This window comes from Paenibacillus sp. GQ49, assembly GCF_059759055.1.
The window spans coordinates 1-17,417 of the sequence record NZ_JCAXEL010000024.1 but is presented as its reverse complement, the minus strand read 5'-3'; the positions used below and the strand labels follow the sequence as shown (position 1 = coordinate 17,417).

The following is a 17,417-nucleotide window of genomic DNA, read 5'->3' as shown; positions in this document are numbered from 1 at the left end:
TTTTCAGAATTAGAGGTAACAAAACGGCACAAATGACACCGAAACATCCGGTGTTTGTACAGGATCGCCACAGGTACTATGGTGCTCACTCCATGTAGCGATATGTGTATACAGTTTTGTTTATTAAATACTAGATGCTAATTGGGTTAGCCGTCTTCATCACCCTGCGGATCATGTGCCTGTAACTTCTGAATACCGCTCCGAACGCGTTCCCGCAGCTCTTCCAGTTCAGTCTGTACGGCATGTATACTCTGAAGTTTCTGCTCAATCAGTTGCAACTGACCATCCAGCGTTGTCTCCATCGCGGTAAGCTTCTCGATCCGTTCTCTTACTTCGGTCGTCTGCTGGTAGTCAAAACGTTGTTCGTTCAAGGCATCTGCCGTTGCCACATAGGTATGTAGCTCCTGAAGGGAGAATCCAAGTACCTCTTTGGCGCGAACCACCTTTTTCAGATAATCGATATCCTCCCGAGTGTACAATCGCGTCCCGCCATCTGTCCGCTGAGGTGAAGGCATGACACCAATCTCTTCATAATACCGAATGGTTCGCTTGGTCAAACCACATTCCTTGGCTACGTCGTCGATTTTATATAAACTCATTTCCCTCACCTCTTTCATATGTATGTAATGTTATGTACATAATTATATATAATATTAACGTTAACGTCAACGTTAGATTTCATGTATGAAGTATTAGCAAGTTTAACAGCCTCTTCGCTTCTCTATCTTCAACAAAAAAAGACCCGCTTCAAACGCGAGTCTTCCCCTCTACACTCTACACGATTCATTCATTATACCTTAAACGTTCTGCTCATTCTGTTGCTGTTGCTGTTGAGCACGCTGCATTTGCTTCAACCGGCCTTCAACTCTGGTAAACAATCTGAACGTATAAAATCCTGTAGCAACCAGACTCAGCACCAAAGCTCGTACATCTGTAAGCCAGAAACCGATAATGCCGAATATCGTAATGATCACACCAAATTGCATCATCAGATTGGCGCTATAACTTTGCGCTTCGTCCCACAACTCGGGATTACTCATTGCACGCGGGGTCCGATAACCATATATTCCGTTAATCATTTTCGGTGGTTTTTTGAACACCATGAACCCCAGAATGAAATAACACACTCCAATGATGATCCCAACTACTGCTCCTGTCAAAACGTTCTCCCCTTCACTATATAACTTCCTAAACCACATGCCATAAAAAATATAAAAACGGCTCTACGTATATACGAAGAGCCGCCTGGATCGTTTCGTAAACTTAGATATTCTTCACACGAAGTACACGCATGGCGTTCAGGACAGCCAGTACTGTGACACCGACATCCGAGAATACCGCTTCCCACATGGTGGCAATGCCAAACACACCGAGTAGCAGGAAGATCGCTTTAACCCCCAGAGCAAACGCGATATTTTGCCATACAATCATTCGTGTACGCTTTGCAATGCGGATTGCACTCGCTAGTTTCGACGGTTCATCGGTCATGATGACCACATCAGCCGCTTCAATCGCAGCATCTGAACCAAGTCCCCCCATGGCCACACCCACATCGGCGCGCGCCAGTACAGGTGTATCGTTGATGCCATCACCGACAAACACCATTTTCTCCTTCGGAGATTTGGCAGCTTCCAGTTGCTCCAGCCGCTCGACTTTATCCTGTGGCAACAATTCAGCGTAGACCTCATCCACACCCAGCTCACGTCCTACCGCTTCACCTACGGCTTTGGCATCACCTGTCAGCATGACCGTTTTGCGGATGCCGAGTTTCTTCAGCGCCTGAATGGCTGCGGCTGCGTCATCCTTCACTTCATCAGCAATAATTAGATGACCAACATACGTGCCAGCTTCAGCCACGTGGACTATCGTTCCTGCCGTCTCTGGTGTGGTATAGGATATACCTGCCTGCTCCATTAATTTGGCGTTGCCTGCCAGCACTTCCCGACCATCGACACTCACCTTGATCCCGTGTCCGGCAACTTCATCATAACCTTCTACACCTTGCGTGGGAATAGCTTTGGCCCAAGCTGCCCGAATGGATTCAGCAATCGGATGATTGGAATTCGCTTCGGCAATGGCTGCCAGCTTCATCAGTTCATCTTCCGTGCGTCCACCTTCAGGACGAATGGCTGTTACTTTGAATACACCTTTGGTTAGTGTACCCGTTTTATCAAAAACAACAACTTTCACATCGTTCAACGCTTCAAGGTAGTTACTGCCTTTGACAAGAATCCCGTTACGTGAAGCTGCTCCGATACCACCAAAGAATCCAAGTGGAATAGAGACCACCAGCGCACAAGGGCACGAGATAACCAGGAAGACCAATGCACGATAGATCCAGTCAGCAAATGTTGCACCACTAAGTATCAACGGCGGAACAAATGCAATCACGGCTGCAAGGATAACAACAACCGGTGTGTAATAACGGGCGAATTTACTAATAAAATGTTCTGTTTTCGCTTTCCGGCTGCTCGCGTTCTGCACCAGGTCCAAAATTTTGGATACCGTTGATTCACCAAACGTTTTGGTCACTTCAATCGTCAACATACCATTTTTGTTCACAAATCCACTCAGTACATCATTTCCGGGCTCCAGCTCACGAGGTACCGATTCACCTGTCAGAGCAGAAGTGTCCACCATGGAGCGGCCAGCTCTAACGATACCATCCAGCGGTACTCGCTCTCCTGCTTTCACGACAATACGATCACCAATCCGTACGTCTTCCGGAGATACACGTCGGGTTTCGTCACCCGAACCCGTCAGGATATTTGCGTAATCCGGGCGAATGTCCATCAGTGCCTGAATCGACTTGCGTGACCGATTAACCGCCATGCCCTGAAACAGCTCCCCGAGCTGATAAAAGAGCATGACCGCTACCCCTTCCGGATACTCTCCAATCGCAAAGGCACCCAAGGTAGCGACGGACATCAGGAAGTATTCATCGAATACCTGACCGCGGATAATGTTTTTGGACGCCTGGAGTACTATATCTCCCCCGGCAATCAGATAAGCGAGCGCATATAGCGTAAACTGTGCCCAGCCCTCCAGCGGCGACCAGATCGCAGCTGCGAGCAGCACAGAACCTGCAGCAAGACGAGCAAGCAACACTTTCGTCTGTCCTGCACCATGTTCATGCGAGTGGCCTGCATGGGCATCATCATGGGTATGGCTGTGATCATGTCCAGCATGACTCCCGTGCTCATGTGTATGATCATGTGCGTGACCATGTTGATGTTGATCATGAGCATGCGAGTGTTTGCCATGTGAATGTGAATGTCCATGATCATGTCCAGTATGGTCATGACTGTGGTTATTTGCACTACCTGCACTCCCTGTATGGGTGTGCACATGTCCGTTCACGTGTTTTCCTTTTTCCGAAATGCGAATATGCGGCTCCAGCCGAAGCACTTTGCGTTTTGCTTCTTCCACTACCTGTTCGTCCATGTCGGAAGTGGTGTGTAGCGATAATGTTTTGGTAACAAAATTGACAGAGCATTCGTTAATGCCCTTAATTTTTTTGACGCCATTCTCAATCTTTAATGCGCAGTTCGCACAATCCAGTCCATCAAGCAGCAGTTCCCTTTTCACCTGTTCCTGTCCGGTTCCCATGTGAATTCTCCCCTTTGCAGTACAAAAACGATGTTATATTTCAATTGTATTCAATATATGAGCACTCATTCATATGTTTGGTTACCCCTATTATATGCACGCCTAAACATGAGTGTCAACAATCGTTGTTGATTTTTCATACAGATTATGCTAATAGTAATCATTTCGCTTTAGGCGGGTTTTGGATATAATAGAGCTATAGTTGTTAACATAGGTGGTGATAGGAAATGGAACAACCGGTTAAAGCACCAAGCGAATGTGATGCAGCCTGCTCAGGTACTGAAGCGGACGTGCAGACGATTCGCACTTCACTCATAGATCGGGAGACCTCTTCCGAGATGGCAGATTGGTTCAAGGCATTCAGCGACCCTACACGTCTACGTATTATTGATGCGCTGTTACAGAAGGAATTATGTGTTCATGACCTGACGGTTCTGCTCGACATGGGACAGTCGGCCATTTCACACCAGCTGCGTTCACTCCGCAACATGCGGATCGTCAAGCGGCGTAAGGAAGGCAAGACCGTGTACTACTCTCTGGATGATGCTCATATTGAGCAGATTTTCCTGCAAACGCTCCAACATATTAAACACAGCTAGGCAGCAGCCAAGCTTGTTCATGCAGAAGAACCCCCGCCTCTCGGCTGTATGCCGATGGACGGGGGTTCTTCTTGGTAAGGGTACCGTTTTATACGGATACAAAGTAACTAAATCTTCTGATTAACTATCCATTGGAGCTTGCCACTTTGGTTATAAAAGATTGTTCTTGTTCGGATCGTACAGGCCGGATCTGTCCTTAAACCAGTTGAAGATATGTGATACACATACTTTCAGCACCGCGTATCCTGGAACAGCGAGCAGAATGCCCACGACTCCAAACAGATTACCCGAAGTCAGAATGACAAAGATAATCGTGATGGGATGAATCTTCAGCGTTTTACCCATGATCTGTGGTGAGATGAATTTACCTTCAATTAACTGTACGATCGTCCATACGGCAACCATTTTCAGCAGCATCACCGGGGAAGTGACGAGTGCCACGATCAATGCTGGTGTAATCGCAATTGCAGGTCCCAGATACGGAACAACACTCGTGAACGATGCGATAATTGCAAGAATCAGTGCATAATCCAGACCAATGACCATATAACCGATGTAGAGCAGAATACCGATGCAGAAGCTGACGATAATCTGTCCACGAATGAATGAACTGATCTGGTGATTGATATCTTCCAGCACATGCATTGCGCCCGTACGGCTCTTGATCGGCAGGAAAGACAGAATTTTCGCTGGCAGCTTCTTGCCGTCTTTCAGCAGATAGAACAGAATGAACGGAACCGTTACGATGGACAGCACGGTCTCCGTGAAAGCTCCGAGGAATCCGCCCAATTTGGTCCAGGTCGAGTTCAGAATTTCAGTAGCCTTTTGGGAGATTGTTCCCCACCAGTCCTGCGAATTCAGATTCACCGTCTCCTGGAACTGACCGAACAGTTGGCTGCCCGTGAGTTCCTCAAACTGCTGTTTTACCGTCTCGCTGTATGTTGGGAAATTTTCGATCAGCCCCATAATCTGGTTCCGTACAACCGGAATGACCGCCAATACTACGACTGTCAGAATGCCTCCAATCGCAAGATACAGGATCAGAATGGACCAGCCTCGCTTAATTTTCCACCTTTCCATCACATCCACAATCGGATTCAGCAGATAGTAGAGTATGCCTGACAGAATAATAGGTAGCACAATGGTTTTGATGAGTACTGCGAGCGGATGAAGAACAAAGGATACTTTGGTCAGAACCATCACGTTCAGTCCCACCAACAGCAGAATCAGCAGGAATAGGACAAACTTGTTGTTAAGAAAAAATCGCTTGAACCGCTCCGGCCAAACGCGGGGTTGCTCAGGTTGCTCCATAGGCGTGTCGTCCTCTCTTATGACCCTTAATCAAAACTTAACTATAAAGCTAGATAAATGCCCATACACACGAATAAAAAAATACCTTGTACAAGCCAACATATGTATAACACTCTGGATTTATACGTATGGTGCTGATTAACAGTTTCAAATTAAACCGGGTAAAGTCATTTTACCCCAAAATGAGTCTTCTGCCCCACACGAAACGTTTGCAAATTCTCCCTATTCAAAAACGGCCCACCTCACTGGGAGACGAACCGTAAATTTATAGCTATACCCTACCAATAAGCCAGCTTTTATGCTGAAAAATGAAGATTAAGCTTTTCCCGCTAATTGTGCGATTAACTCATAGGAATGCAGACGTGCCTTATGATCATAGATCATCGACGTAATAATCAGCTCATCTGCCTGCGTCTGCCGAATGAAGGATTCCAGCTGTCCACGTACGGTTTCTGGCGAACCATTAACAGCTGCCTTCAGCGTCTGCTCCACACCAGCTTTCTCACGATCCGTCCATTTGCCTTCCATCTCTGCCGGAGGCTGTACCAATCCCGTTGTGCCGCGAATAATGTTCAGGAACTGCTGTTGCATCGTTGTACCCAGCCATGCGGCTTCCTCGTCTGTATCCGCAACAACAGCGTTAACACCAACAATCACATGTGGCTCCTTCAAGCTATCAGATGGTTGGAAATTATTTCGATACGTCTCTAGTGCAATCCGGGTGTAATCGGGAGAGAAGTGGCTGGCAAAAGCAAACGGCAATCCCAGTTGACCTGCCAGACGTGCACTGAAATCACTGGACCCCAACAGGTAGATTGGAATATTCAATCCTTCTCCAGGAACTGCACGAACAGGCGCATGATAAGATGTCGCCGAAGCATCAAAGTACGCTCTGAGCTCTGCCAACAGTTCCGGGAAATCTTCCCCGCTGTTCAGATCTTTGCGTAGCGCCAGCGATGTACGGCGGTCACTACCTGGTGCACGGCCCAGTCCCAGGTCAATTCTTCCAGGATACAGGGATTCCAGTGTGCCGAACTGCTCAGCGATGACAAGCGGTGCATGGTTAGGCAGCATGATGCCTCCTGAACCCAGACGAATCGTTTTGGTTCCACCAGCCAGATATCCAATAACAACCGAAGTTGCGGAAGAAGCAATACCCGGCATGTTGTGATGTTCAGCTACCCAGTAACGGTGATATCCCCAACGCTCTGCATGCTGTGCCAGATCCAAACTGTTGCGCAAAGCATCAGCAGGTGTTGCACCCACAACGACGGGGGCCAGATCCAGGATGGAAAGCTTAACGTCATTAATATGTTCTTTATGGGATGAAGCCGTATTTTCAGTAGTCATTATCGTTTAATCTCCTCGATGATTATATTTTTGTATATCCAGATATATAGATTAATTAAATCGCAATTGGATATGGTGATGTGTTCATAAACTAGCCGTTTACATCCGGACGGAATCCCTGCCTGCATATGCATCCTAGCTTCCGTTCCGGCATCCGGCTTATAACTCGTTCTGTACGTACTCGGCAAACTGACGGATTGTCTCCTCGTTGCGCCGATAATACGTCCATTGTCCTCTTCGCTCGGAGAGCAGCAACCCTGCCTTGAGCATAGTCAGCAGATAACTGGATATAACCGACTGAGCCAGTCCAGCCTTCACTTGAATCGTGCCAACACAGATTCCGTTCTTGCCACCATCCGGATGCTGAGATAGTTCCAGCGGTGGAAAGTGTTGCTCCGGGTTTTTGAGCCACAACAAGATTTGTCTACGTGTCTCGTTCGATAATGCTTTGAATATAAGTATAGGTTCCATGGGTACGATTATACCCCCTTTCATCCATTTTGCAAACACATGAACAAACAAACCGACTCATGATCGAGTCGGTCTGGTATCATATGGAATCCGCATCTGGATTCAACATCCATATTAGAAATTGGTTGTAATCGTCTGTTTAACCTGATCCAACATGGCTTGATATGCGGGTGCATCCAGGTATCCAATACTACCGAAAAGCAGATGATCTACGGCTTCAATACCTACAAAATCGAAGATACCTACGTCTGAAGTTAATTTCAGTCCAGCAGTCATGCCAATTTGATCATAAATTTCACTTGGTGTACCATGGGTGTTGATGATGAGGCCTTTTTTGCCTGCCAGCAATTTCTCGATTCCCGCTTCACCTGCTACATATGCAAAACCATAGGCGAATACACGGTCAACATATCCTTTCATAATGGCAGGAAGACCTGTCCACCAGATCGGATAGATGAATGTGATAACTTCTGCATCCGTAACAAACTGTTGCTCTGTAGCGATATCCTGGGGTGTCTGTCCTGCACGCATGGAAGCTGTGTCAGCTTCGGTCAGTACGGGTTGGAATCCAAGTTTGTACAAGTCACGAACGACTACTTCATGGCCTTGAGCTTCGAGAGCTTCTACAGCAGTATTGAGGATTGCGTTATTCAAGCTGTCTGTGTGCGGGTGAGCATATACGATAAGATGTTTCATAGTGTTAATCCCTCCAGGTTTGGTTTGAGTTAGGTTGCGAAAATGGGGTTACATTGATACGTGCCTATATACATAGATATCTATGTATATAGGCAAAAAATATTTGGGCTCCTCTGCCTCCATCCCAGTCAAATCTGGAAGGGTTGCAGACAGAAGAGTTCATTCATTATAACTTTCGGACAATCATGGACAGCAAGCTCTCCAATTGCTCCGACTGTTCATCGGACAAGCCACTATAGATGATGTCATTAATCTGCTCTGATACCTGATGGAAGATCGGTTCGAGTCGCTTCCCCTGTTCGGTTAGGCGAATCATCGTCACTCGGCTATCTTCGGCACTCTTGCTGCGTTCAACATAGCCAAGCTTCTCCAGCTTGTTGACCAGTACCGTTACCGTTGGTTGCGTGCGTTGAACACGTTCAGCCAACATCTTGATCGACAGCGTCTCTTCCCGGTACAAGAACATCAACACATCTCCATGAGAAGGAACAATCCCTGTTACCTCATGCTGTTCCAATTCGTGTACAATCCGTTTGTTGACATGGTCCCTGATTCTTGCAATCAGTGCAATTGCGTTGTATTTAGGCATGACCTCATTATACATAGACATCTATGTATTTTCAAGTTCTTTTTTATAAAAAGAAAAACAACCCTCTCCACCCTTCTAGCATGTGGAAAATATCGGGCTGTTTCGATTCTACTTTGATCCTGATCTATAATGTTAGATCTTAGCTAATCGTTTTTGAATTCATGTTGGATTCATGCTGAATTCAGTTAATCCATTGGGTAATTTTCTCAACGGATTGACGGGACTTCTCACGCGCGGGCTCCTCTGCCCGATAACCAAAGGCTGCCATCATAGAAACGCCCCATGCGCCATCCTCCAGCAAGCCCTCTTCTTCCATAATCCGGTGGACATCCTCACGGCTGAAACCTTCAATCGGACAAGAATCAATCTCGATCTGAGCTGCCGCCGTCATCATGTTGCCGAGTGCAATATAAGTCTGTTTAGATGCCCAGTCGAATAATGATCGTGGATTATCCAGAATTTTCTGGTTATTTTGGAACTTTCCATAAGCCTCACTTGTTAGCTCAAATACGTTATTTGGCATTCCCTTTGTTTCCTTCAACATGTACTCCGCATAGGGAGAATTATAACTGGCATCTGATCGGGCCAAAATAACAACAAAATGGCTTGCTGTAGCCAATTGCTTTTGAGCGCCGGAAGAGACTTCGGACAGACGCTTACGCAGGTTCGGATTTTGTACAATCAGAAACTTCCACGGTTCAAGACCAATGGAACTTGGAGATAATCTGCCTGTTTCCAATATAAATTGGAAATCCTCATCCGAGATTTTGCGGGTATCATCAAATATCTTTGTTGCATGCCGGAAATGATATGCCTTTAAGATGTCTTCCTTTGTCTTAGACTTTGCTGTAACTTCCATGGAGCTCCACGTCCTTTTTATATATTTTTTATGTTGAACAATAATGTTAAAGTGGTTTCATCTCAAGTATTAGTTTAGGACCTATGTGTATAAATTAAAAGTACGCACATTATTGTTTCTTAGTTTATAAAAGTAAGTATTGGATGAAAGACAGCAATAATCCACTGGGCACATACATGGCCCTAGTGGATTATCTATGACTCTTTTCTTTTAAATCTTGAAATCTTGAACCAGCTTATTCAGATTTAATGCACTATCCTTGACTTGATCAGATTGTTTAACTACTTCCACAGATTGCGCAGCAGAAGCGACCATGTGTCCTGCAATTTCCTGACTGGATGCAGCTGATTGTTCACTTGCTGATGCAATCTCGTGAATGGAGCCCACTAGTATTTTGATATTCGCAGTCACTTGTTGTGAGGTTGCATTGAGATCTTTAACGGCATTGGCATGATCAAGAGAATCGACATAATACTGTTCAGCTGTATCCTCCAATAATTTATAATCTTTGCCAACCTGATTGAACATAAAGGATAGCAACTCTTTGGCATTCGAGGACAGATTGGTTACAGACTGCATAACTTCTTCCGTGACCTGCTGAATTTGATCGGCAGCCTGTCTGGAATCATCAGCCAACTTTCGAATCTCGCTTGCTACAACCGCAAAACCCCTGCCTGCTTCTCCAGCCCTTGCAGCTTCAATGGATGCATTGAGTGCCAGCAGATTAGTCTGCGCTGTAACATCCAAAATAGATTGAGATAATATACCAATCTGATCTACAGCTGTTGCACGCTCCAGCGCTTCTGACATCTTCTTACTCGTATGATCATACATGTCTATGGCTGCTAAGCTCGATTCGCGGGCTTCCTGCTTCAACTTTTCAGCCTTCGTGCTGGTCATATAGGCGGACTCTGCTTGTTTAGATGTCTGTTCCGATATATATTCAGCTCCCTGTTGCATCTCATTAGCCGAATGATTCATATTTTCCGTATGGGCTGAAGCCTCTTCCATTGCAGCCGAGAGCTCTTCAACTGTAGCTGATACTTCACGAATCCGTTCATTCAGACCAGCCATATTCTGGTTGGTATAATCGCTAACCTGGTTGATATGATGAGATTCCTGAACTACACCACGAATGACATTTGTTGTGGAATCGGTCATTGTACGAATAGCTCGTGCGATGACACTTATCTCATTATTTCCCTGTGTTAGATGCGGATCTAAAGATGCCGTTAAGTTGCCTTGTGTTATTTCTTCACAATAACGGGTGATCGCTTTCATTCGTTGACGTATACTGCGAATCACTACAAATGAAATAAGAATGAGTGCTGCAAGTGAAAACAAAAGAACCGAACCGAGCACCAATGCTCGCTGCTGAATCACTTCCTGTGTATCCGTATAGAGCTTGGCTGACTCTTCTTCGTTATGCACACTCAAAAGGGTGATCGTCTCCACAATCGCTGTACTGCTTTTGTTAATTCTTCCTCTCTCTTCACTATCGTAGGTGCCCGACATCTTTTTGGTATTCATGATTTGCTCAATATCCTGATAATATGTATCCATCTTTGCTGCCAGATCTGCAAATATCTCTTTTTCTTTGGTATCCAATGTTCTTGCTGAAAATTCATTCAACCCATCTGTGATACTCTTCTTACCTTTCTGAACCTGATCGTACTGTTTGTCGGTATACTCTGCATTATCAAGAACCTTTGTATAATTGGCGCGCATATTATAGAAATTACTTTTCAATTCAAGAACATTGGTTTGATGCTGGAAGCGGTCATTGTAGAGGATACCTTGTCCCGTTTTTGCTTCGTTCATTCCGAAAATCCCAATCAGAAAAACAGTAAACAAGCCGATTAGACTAATCACAGTCATGATGATCATCGTTGTTGTTAATTTCATATTTTTGAGTTTATTTCCTTTCTTATATATTGGCTTAGACTGAATTGACATGATTATTCCCCCACTTTAAATAGTAGATAGCCTTATATATCTTATATCTATATCGTATGTATCCATATTGTTTGTTAGCATTTCAGGAAAATCGACTTTATTCATTTAATGAGAAAAGTAATGGAAGACAACAGAAAAGCCGCCAGGATATAATCCAGCGGCTTTTCTGTGAATATGAAACGATATCCGTGCGACCTATAGTTGCTCCATCCATTCATTCTCAGAAATGACGGTATATCCTTCTTGTCGCAGCAATGCTGAGGTGACACCTTCTCCAGTTACCTTGTGATTGGCAAAATTCCCATCATAGATCATCTGTGTACCACAGGACGGACTAAACTCCTTTAATACCACACACGATACATTCAATTCTCGCGCCCATTCGAGCGTCTGGTAGGCTCCCTTAATATACAGCTCTGTGACGTCCTTGCCACTTTTCTCGATCACTTTTGCAGTGCCTGCCAGTACGTCCTTACCCGTGCCACCAATAATTTCAGCCGGTTCCCGTGGAGTGGAGAATCCGCCAAGCAGCTCCGGACATACCATCTTAGCCTGCCCCTGCTCCACAAGCTCCTGAATCTTCTCATCCAGGCTCGCTGTTCCATTGTAACGGCAAGCTACCCCTGCCAGACATGAACTCACCAAATATTTCATCGTTATCTCCTTATACTTATTCCATCTATGAAGTAAATTGTAACATATAAGATCAGCCCTATAACTCGCCTCTGGTGATCATCTTGATCCGTCCATCTTCCCTATATTCAACCTGAAAAACATCCTTGCTCGACTCCAGTTCAAATGTGACCATGCCTGGATGGTCAGGATTACGGTGAAGTTTATACGCTTGAAGATCCATTTTAAATATTTTTTTAATTATAGGTTCTACTTCTCCTCTAAGAAGAGACTCCTGTATGTTATATAGTTCCTGATAATAAGCCTCTATTTCTTCCCAGTCTGCAAAGTCTTGCTCATAGTGATTAGCATCCCCAACCGTATAACCCAAGCCCGCTTTTCCTTCGGTCATCTGGACAAAGTAGTTATCTTTAAAGGAAAAGGAGACTGTATCCTTGCCGAGTTCATCATCTTTGCTTCGGCTTGCTCTTACCAGATCAAGATTGGCTTTACCAGACAGAGCCTCAATCGCGTTTCTGGCATCCGCCAGCGCTGCCTGGGATACTTGATCAGGTCTAAGGTCACCTGTGATCGAGACAGCCTTGTCCTGCTGCCATACAATTTCCCCATAACCATCGCCAGTCTCATTCTCTAACGCTAATGTCGTATGCGATATCGGCTCCAATTCCCCTTGCTTCATACTCACAAAACGTTGGACTGATGCAGGTTTAAGCGTTGGAGTGCTGCCTATACTTTGCAAAAGCGATGGAACTTGACGCAGATAACGGTGCTCCAACTCGCTTGGCTGCATCTCACGTCTCATTCCTACTTCACGCAGATTTCCTGTTGCCGCATCAAGCCATATCTGTGCATACTCCTTCTCGCTTTCATTTCCAGCCTCTACATATATTCTGCCGGACACAGGCAAATCTTCCACTTTCGTAATCTTCAGCTGTTTACCCAGATCATCTCGCATCGTAGTCGCAACATTTCTTTTCATTTTGTCGGTTAGCAGATTTGTGTTCAAACCATCGGATAACTGTAACGCTGCTGTCGGATAGACCTGCTCGATCACGGGTTTCACCAGTTGTCCATCATCCCAGATCCATAGGAACAATCCAGCAGCAATAACCAACGCACCCGTGCCGGCAACAAGAGGCCCTCTTCTATGGCGACGCCTGTGTGACACGTTGCCTACTTGTGGCCTGGACAACCTCGATCTGCTCTCTGGCCTATCTCCCTTGCTTCCCTCTTCCGACTTCTTCATCCACTCCACCTGTTGAAGCACCTTTCGCTTGTGATCCTCTGTAAAAGGAGACGACGCAAACGGTCCTTTCCGGATTTCCTTCTCCCATTGCTCATCCTTGTGTGTCATTTGCTTCGCTCCTCCCATTGTTTCCGTACCTTATCCTTACCTCGGGAAAGTCTGGATTTTACTGTGCCTAAGCTGATTTTCAACATCTCAGCAATCTCACTCGTCGTAAGCTCATATTTCAGATTCAGCAAAAGAATCTCTCGAAACTTCTTTGGCAACGCCAGAACAATATCCCAGATTTCATGGATATGCTCCTTACGCATCACTTCCATCTCGGCCGAAGGATGTGCAGGCTGCTCTGCAATCATGACTCTTTGCCCCGAACCCCCACGCTCTGTCTCAATGGGTAATGTCTCTCCCCACAGACTGCTACGAAAAAATCTGGATTTTCGATATGTAAAAGTGGTGTTTCTAGTAATCGTCAACAGCCAGGTTTTCAGTGAGCAATCTCCACGATAATGAGCGATCCCCGAATACGCCCGAATGAATACCTCCTGTGACAATTCATCTGCCTGTTCGGCACTTTTGGTCAGAAAATAAGCATAATTCCACACGTCATTTCCGTAGTCATCCATTATGCTACTAAGTGTGTAATTGTCTATAGTCTGAGCCAGTGCCAGTAATTGATCATCCAACTGTTGTTCACCTCACTTAATATGACTGAGTCTAATGTGATTTGGTTCCCTGTTTTGGACATTATTTCTTATTATTGTAGCAAAATAAAAAAACAGCATGTTCAACATCGCTGAACACGCTGATTCCTTCAAGATTGCTTAGTTAGTAATCTCTATCAGAAAGCTTTTAGGCGAACGCTCCACTTCCACAGTTTCTTTCTGCCCTCTAGTCTAACGTATCATTTTCATCGTTATACTTTCACCGCAGCGATCATCAGAAACATCGGTCTTCGATTCTCGTCTCGCATGCCAGGAACCTGTTCAATCATCTCCGGTGATGGTTTGGATTCAGCCACCTTTTGAATAGCAAACCCAGCCCTAATCAGTTCATTGAGATGTGTTGCCAGTGTGCGATGATATTTAACCACATCCTGATTCAGAAAGTTCGCCACACGTTTCCCTTCATCGTGGTAATCATCCACGGGCCAGTGAAGAATCTCACCTGTGGGTCCGTAATGCCAATCCTGCGCAGCGCGAGCGGTGAAGATCGGATGTTCGGAAGATAGTACAAATGTGCCCCCTTCTACGAGACAATCATTGATCTTAGCGTACACCGTGTCTAACCGTTCAATATAATGCAAGGCAAGTGAACTGATCACAACGTCGAATTGTCCCGGTGCAAAATCAATATCTTCAATCGCCAGCTGCTTATACTGGATCTGTGGATCGTCCGTCATTTCACGAGCACGCTGAAGCATATTTTCAGACAGATCTACACCGATCACTGAACTCGCTTGTTGCTCTCGCGCATACCGGCAGTGCCAACCGAAACCACATCCCAAATCCAGCACATGCTTGTCCTTCAAATCAGGCAAAAGAGTCTGCAGTTCATGCCACTCCCCGGCTGCATCCAGCCCTTGAACGGAACGAGCCATCTTACTATAGTTGTCGAAAAATTCAGCTTCATCGTATTTATTTTGTTTCATCAAGAGATTCCTCCCGCCTTATAAATATCCACCTACTCTATCACATAAACGATATTTAAACGCAAAATTTGCCAAGAGAATTCATGGCGTGTTATCATACAGAACGAACGTTCAGTATTATTAAATACAGAATGAACATTCAGTTTACTAACGGAGGTCATTATGAATACGATTTGGACGCATCCATTGGAAGGGCAATCTGTAGGTAAAGCTTTTATAAGTTACCTCGTGCCTTCTGTATTGGGGATGCTGGTAGTTGCTTTTAATTTTATTATCGACGGCATTATGGTTGGACACAAACTGGGTTCTACCGCGATGGCCGGGATCGGCATTGCCTCACCTGTCTACACGCTTTTTGTTGCCATGTCGCTGTGGATTGGTATGGGCGGGGCAACCTTGTACTCCAACGCTATGGGTAGAAAAGATATCACATCAGCCAAACAAATTTTCACCAAATCAGTCATGCTAATAATGCTAGTTACGATAGCCATTGGATATACTGCATTTACGTTCAAAGACAAGCTGGTATACTCCCTCGGTGCGAACGCCGAGACCTTCCCGTTTGCTTCGGACTATATGAATATCATGTTATTGTTCGGGTTCGTTTTCACTATTGAGAATGCACTCTCTATCTTTGTACGAAACGATGGTAATCCCAATACATCCATGTACGCTCAGATTACGTTTGCAGTGGCCAATATCATTATCAATTATATAACATTGTATGTACTCGAATGGGGTGTACGCGGTGTGGCCATCGGTACAATTGTATCGGCGTCTCTTGCGCTACTTGTCCTGTTCACTCACTTTTTCAAAAAAACAAATAATCTCACATTCACCCGGTTCAAATGGAACAACAAACTGCTGGCTTCCCTTCTACTCATTGGTTTCCCCAGCTTTCTGGCTGAACTTGGCATGTCGGTCTTCTCTGTCTCCCATAACATATCGATGGACCGCATTGCGGGCACGGATGGCGTAGCATCCTTTACCGTGTTGAACTATATTCATGGTGTTGTATTGTTGGCTTTCCTGGGTCTGGCATCCGCTGCCCAACCTCTGATAAGCTATTATCACGGTGCCAATCAGATCAAACGGGTACAACAAACGATACGTTTAGCCACTAAAACAGCTCTGGCATGCGGTCTATTGTTACTGGTTGTTGTTCAGATCGGTGCACCTTATTTCGTGCAAATCTTTGGAAACTTCAGTAGTGGCGTAACGGATAATGCCGTTTACGGATTACGTATATTTACATTTGCCTATGTGTTTATGGGTGTTAACTTTGTTATGAGCACCTATTTCCAATCTGTGGGTAATGCCAAAATGGCCATCTGGATTACAGCTGCGCGTGAAATGATTATCATGATTGCGTTGATTGCAGTCCTGCCTTCATTCTTTGGTGTCACGGGTGTGTGGCTTGCCGTACCGCTGTCCGAAATGCTGGTTCTCGCAACCATAGCCGTATACTATAGAAAACGATCCCTTACGGATCGAATAAACGCGTTGCGCCCTGAGTAGCCATAACGGATTAAATGAACGTATAGAGAAAAGATATAGCCCTGCTCGGTCTACATAGATCGGGTAGGGCTTTGTTTTGCTTGAAGCAAAAATAGTCAGAACCAAATATCCATTGTTATTAACGGTTGCTTGAGCACTATAGCTATAGAAAATGTGAATGATGTATGAATAAAGTGTGTATTTAACAAAAATAGGATATAAAACCACCTTTATATAATTGTATATATTTGTTAATTGGAGTATGGTTGTCTTGTCAAACAATATACGGCGCTAGATCTCCCCTCACTTTTATCCTAGGAAATGACTGTGAGGAAGCTACTACGAGTATGATTAATCTCGATTTTTATATATGAAAAGGAGATGTTCGATTGTGAAGAAATATCAAAAAACTGCAATTTCAGCTCTCTCTTGCATGGCTCTGCTCCTAGCATCTGTTCCAGCAGTATTTGCTGATGAAACGTCTATCCCTGTGATCCCTTCACAAGATGCTCAGATAAAACAGGAACAAGAAGCTACTATCTTTGCCCAGAACTTTTTAGTAGAGTATTTCGAAGGGGGTTACTCAACAGATATATATTTAAGCGGAAATGTCACGTTTACTTTTCTTCCTCGGACGACTGGGGAATATGTCTTTAATGTTGTTGATATGAGTGGAAATTTGAAGAGTAGTGGACGAGTAATCGCATCAGACTTAAGAACAAAAACTATCACTCTAGGGAATCTGTATGGTTACCATAAAATCGTAGGGTATTCACCTAATGGTGGAGGTGGAGATTACCAAATTCACTTTTAAGATATACTAAGTCCTAGGAATCACACTATATTTGTTTTTATGGAATGTCATAGAACGTGAGGGGCGACCTATCGGTATTCACTCGATTCTTTATATGCATTGTTGTAAAAACATAATACAACAAAAAGACACACTCGAT

The 17,417-nt window shown here is 44.8% G+C and carries 17 protein-coding genes; 3 read left to right on the top strand and 14 right to left on the bottom strand.

Going from position 1 to position 17,417, the window contains the following annotated elements; translation table 11 throughout:
• Window positions 1-146 precede the first annotated feature (146 nt).
• The 3 genes from AC6CIF_RS27620 to AC6CIF_RS27610 form a co-directional block, all read right to left on the bottom strand.
• The gene (locus AC6CIF_RS27620) at window positions 147-599 is read right to left on the bottom strand and encodes a helix-turn-helix domain-containing protein (RefSeq protein ID WP_101315043.1); all 453 of its coding nucleotides are present in this window, start codon (window positions 597-599) and stop codon (window positions 147-149) included.
• A 198-nt stretch (window positions 600-797) separates the two neighbouring features.
• Window positions 798-1,160 (bottom strand): SdpI family protein, encoded by a 363-nt coding sequence (locus AC6CIF_RS27615; protein WP_076216689.1) that lies wholly within the window; start codon window positions 1,158-1,160, stop codon window positions 798-800.
• A 103-nt stretch (window positions 1,161-1,263) separates the two neighbouring features.
• A complete protein-coding gene (locus AC6CIF_RS27610) occupies window positions 1,264-3,609 on the bottom strand; it encodes a heavy metal translocating P-type ATPase (protein WP_498202322.1) in 2,346 nt (781 codons plus the stop codon).
• Window positions 3,610-3,836: 227 nt separating this feature from the next.
• On the opposite strand from AC6CIF_RS27610, the gene AC6CIF_RS27605 reads away from it, so the two are divergent.
• On the top strand, window positions 3,837-4,208 hold the full coding sequence (locus tag AC6CIF_RS27605; RefSeq protein WP_036614212.1) for an ArsR/SmtB family transcription factor: 372 nt from the start codon (window positions 3,837-3,839) through the stop codon (window positions 4,206-4,208).
• Between the two features lie 150 nt (window positions 4,209-4,358).
• On the opposite strand, the gene AC6CIF_RS27600 is transcribed toward AC6CIF_RS27605, so the two are convergent.
• The 11 genes from AC6CIF_RS27600 to AC6CIF_RS27550 form a co-directional block, all read right to left on the bottom strand.
• Window positions 4,359-5,519: an AI-2E family transporter gene (locus AC6CIF_RS27600; RefSeq protein WP_047841385.1), complete on the bottom strand. Its 1,161-nt coding sequence runs from the start codon at window positions 5,517-5,519 to the stop codon at window positions 4,359-4,361.
• Between the two features lie 315 nt (window positions 5,520-5,834).
• Window positions 5,835-6,869, bottom strand: a complete 1,035-nt coding sequence (locus AC6CIF_RS27595) for an LLM class flavin-dependent oxidoreductase (protein WP_051449565.1) — start codon at window positions 6,867-6,869, stop codon at window positions 5,835-5,837.
• A 159-nt stretch (window positions 6,870-7,028) separates the two neighbouring features.
• Window positions 7,029-7,340, bottom strand: a complete 312-nt coding sequence (locus AC6CIF_RS27590; RefSeq protein ID WP_036668255.1) for an ArsR/SmtB family transcription factor — start codon at window positions 7,338-7,340, stop codon at window positions 7,029-7,031.
• Window positions 7,341-7,454: 114 nt separating this feature from the next.
• Window positions 7,455-8,036 carry an NAD(P)H-dependent oxidoreductase gene (locus tag AC6CIF_RS27585; protein ID WP_498202321.1) on the bottom strand — a complete coding sequence of 194 codons (582 nt, stop codon included), beginning with the start codon at window positions 8,034-8,036 and terminating at the stop codon, window positions 7,455-7,457.
• Between the two features lie 166 nt (window positions 8,037-8,202).
• Window positions 8,203-8,625: a MarR family winged helix-turn-helix transcriptional regulator gene (locus AC6CIF_RS27580; RefSeq protein WP_338590618.1), complete on the bottom strand. Its 423-nt coding sequence runs from the start codon at window positions 8,623-8,625 to the stop codon at window positions 8,203-8,205.
• A gap of 181 nt (window positions 8,626-8,806) precedes the next feature.
• Window positions 8,807-9,484: an NAD(P)H-dependent oxidoreductase gene (locus tag AC6CIF_RS27575; protein WP_338590616.1), complete on the bottom strand. Its 678-nt coding sequence runs from the start codon at window positions 9,482-9,484 to the stop codon at window positions 8,807-8,809.
• A 210-nt stretch (window positions 9,485-9,694) separates the two neighbouring features.
• Window positions 9,695-11,440: a methyl-accepting chemotaxis protein gene (locus AC6CIF_RS27570; protein ID WP_498202320.1), complete on the bottom strand. Its 1,746-nt coding sequence runs from the start codon at window positions 11,438-11,440 to the stop codon at window positions 9,695-9,697.
• A 195-nt stretch (window positions 11,441-11,635) separates the two neighbouring features.
• A complete protein-coding gene (locus tag AC6CIF_RS27565; protein ID WP_340965714.1) occupies window positions 11,636-12,094 on the bottom strand; it encodes a 2-thiouracil desulfurase family protein in 459 nt (152 codons plus the stop codon).
• 58 nt (window positions 12,095-12,152) lie between these two features.
• Complete coding sequence (locus tag AC6CIF_RS27560) at window positions 12,153-13,427, bottom strand: hypothetical protein (RefSeq protein ID WP_498202319.1); 1,275 nt, start codon at window positions 13,425-13,427, stop codon at window positions 12,153-12,155.
• The gene (locus AC6CIF_RS27555; RefSeq protein WP_498202318.1) at window positions 13,424-14,002 is read right to left on the bottom strand and encodes an RNA polymerase sigma factor; all 579 of its coding nucleotides are present in this window, start codon (window positions 14,000-14,002) and stop codon (window positions 13,424-13,426) included. The genes AC6CIF_RS27560 and AC6CIF_RS27555 overlap by 4 nt, the downstream gene beginning before the upstream one ends.
• Before the next feature lie 230 nt (window positions 14,003-14,232).
• A complete protein-coding gene (locus AC6CIF_RS27550) occupies window positions 14,233-14,967 on the bottom strand; it encodes a class I SAM-dependent methyltransferase (RefSeq protein WP_498202317.1) in 735 nt (244 codons plus the stop codon).
• Between the two features lie 162 nt (window positions 14,968-15,129).
• Between AC6CIF_RS27550 and AC6CIF_RS27545 the strand changes: the two genes are divergently transcribed.
• Both AC6CIF_RS27545 and AC6CIF_RS27540 read left to right on the top strand, forming a co-directional pair.
• A complete protein-coding gene (locus AC6CIF_RS27545) occupies window positions 15,130-16,485 on the top strand; it encodes an MATE family efflux transporter (protein WP_498202316.1) in 1,356 nt (451 codons plus the stop codon).
• A 370-nt stretch (window positions 16,486-16,855) separates the two neighbouring features.
• A complete protein-coding gene (locus AC6CIF_RS27540) occupies window positions 16,856-17,278 on the top strand; it encodes a hypothetical protein (RefSeq protein WP_498202315.1) in 423 nt (140 codons plus the stop codon).
• Window positions 17,279-17,417 lie beyond the last annotated feature (139 nt).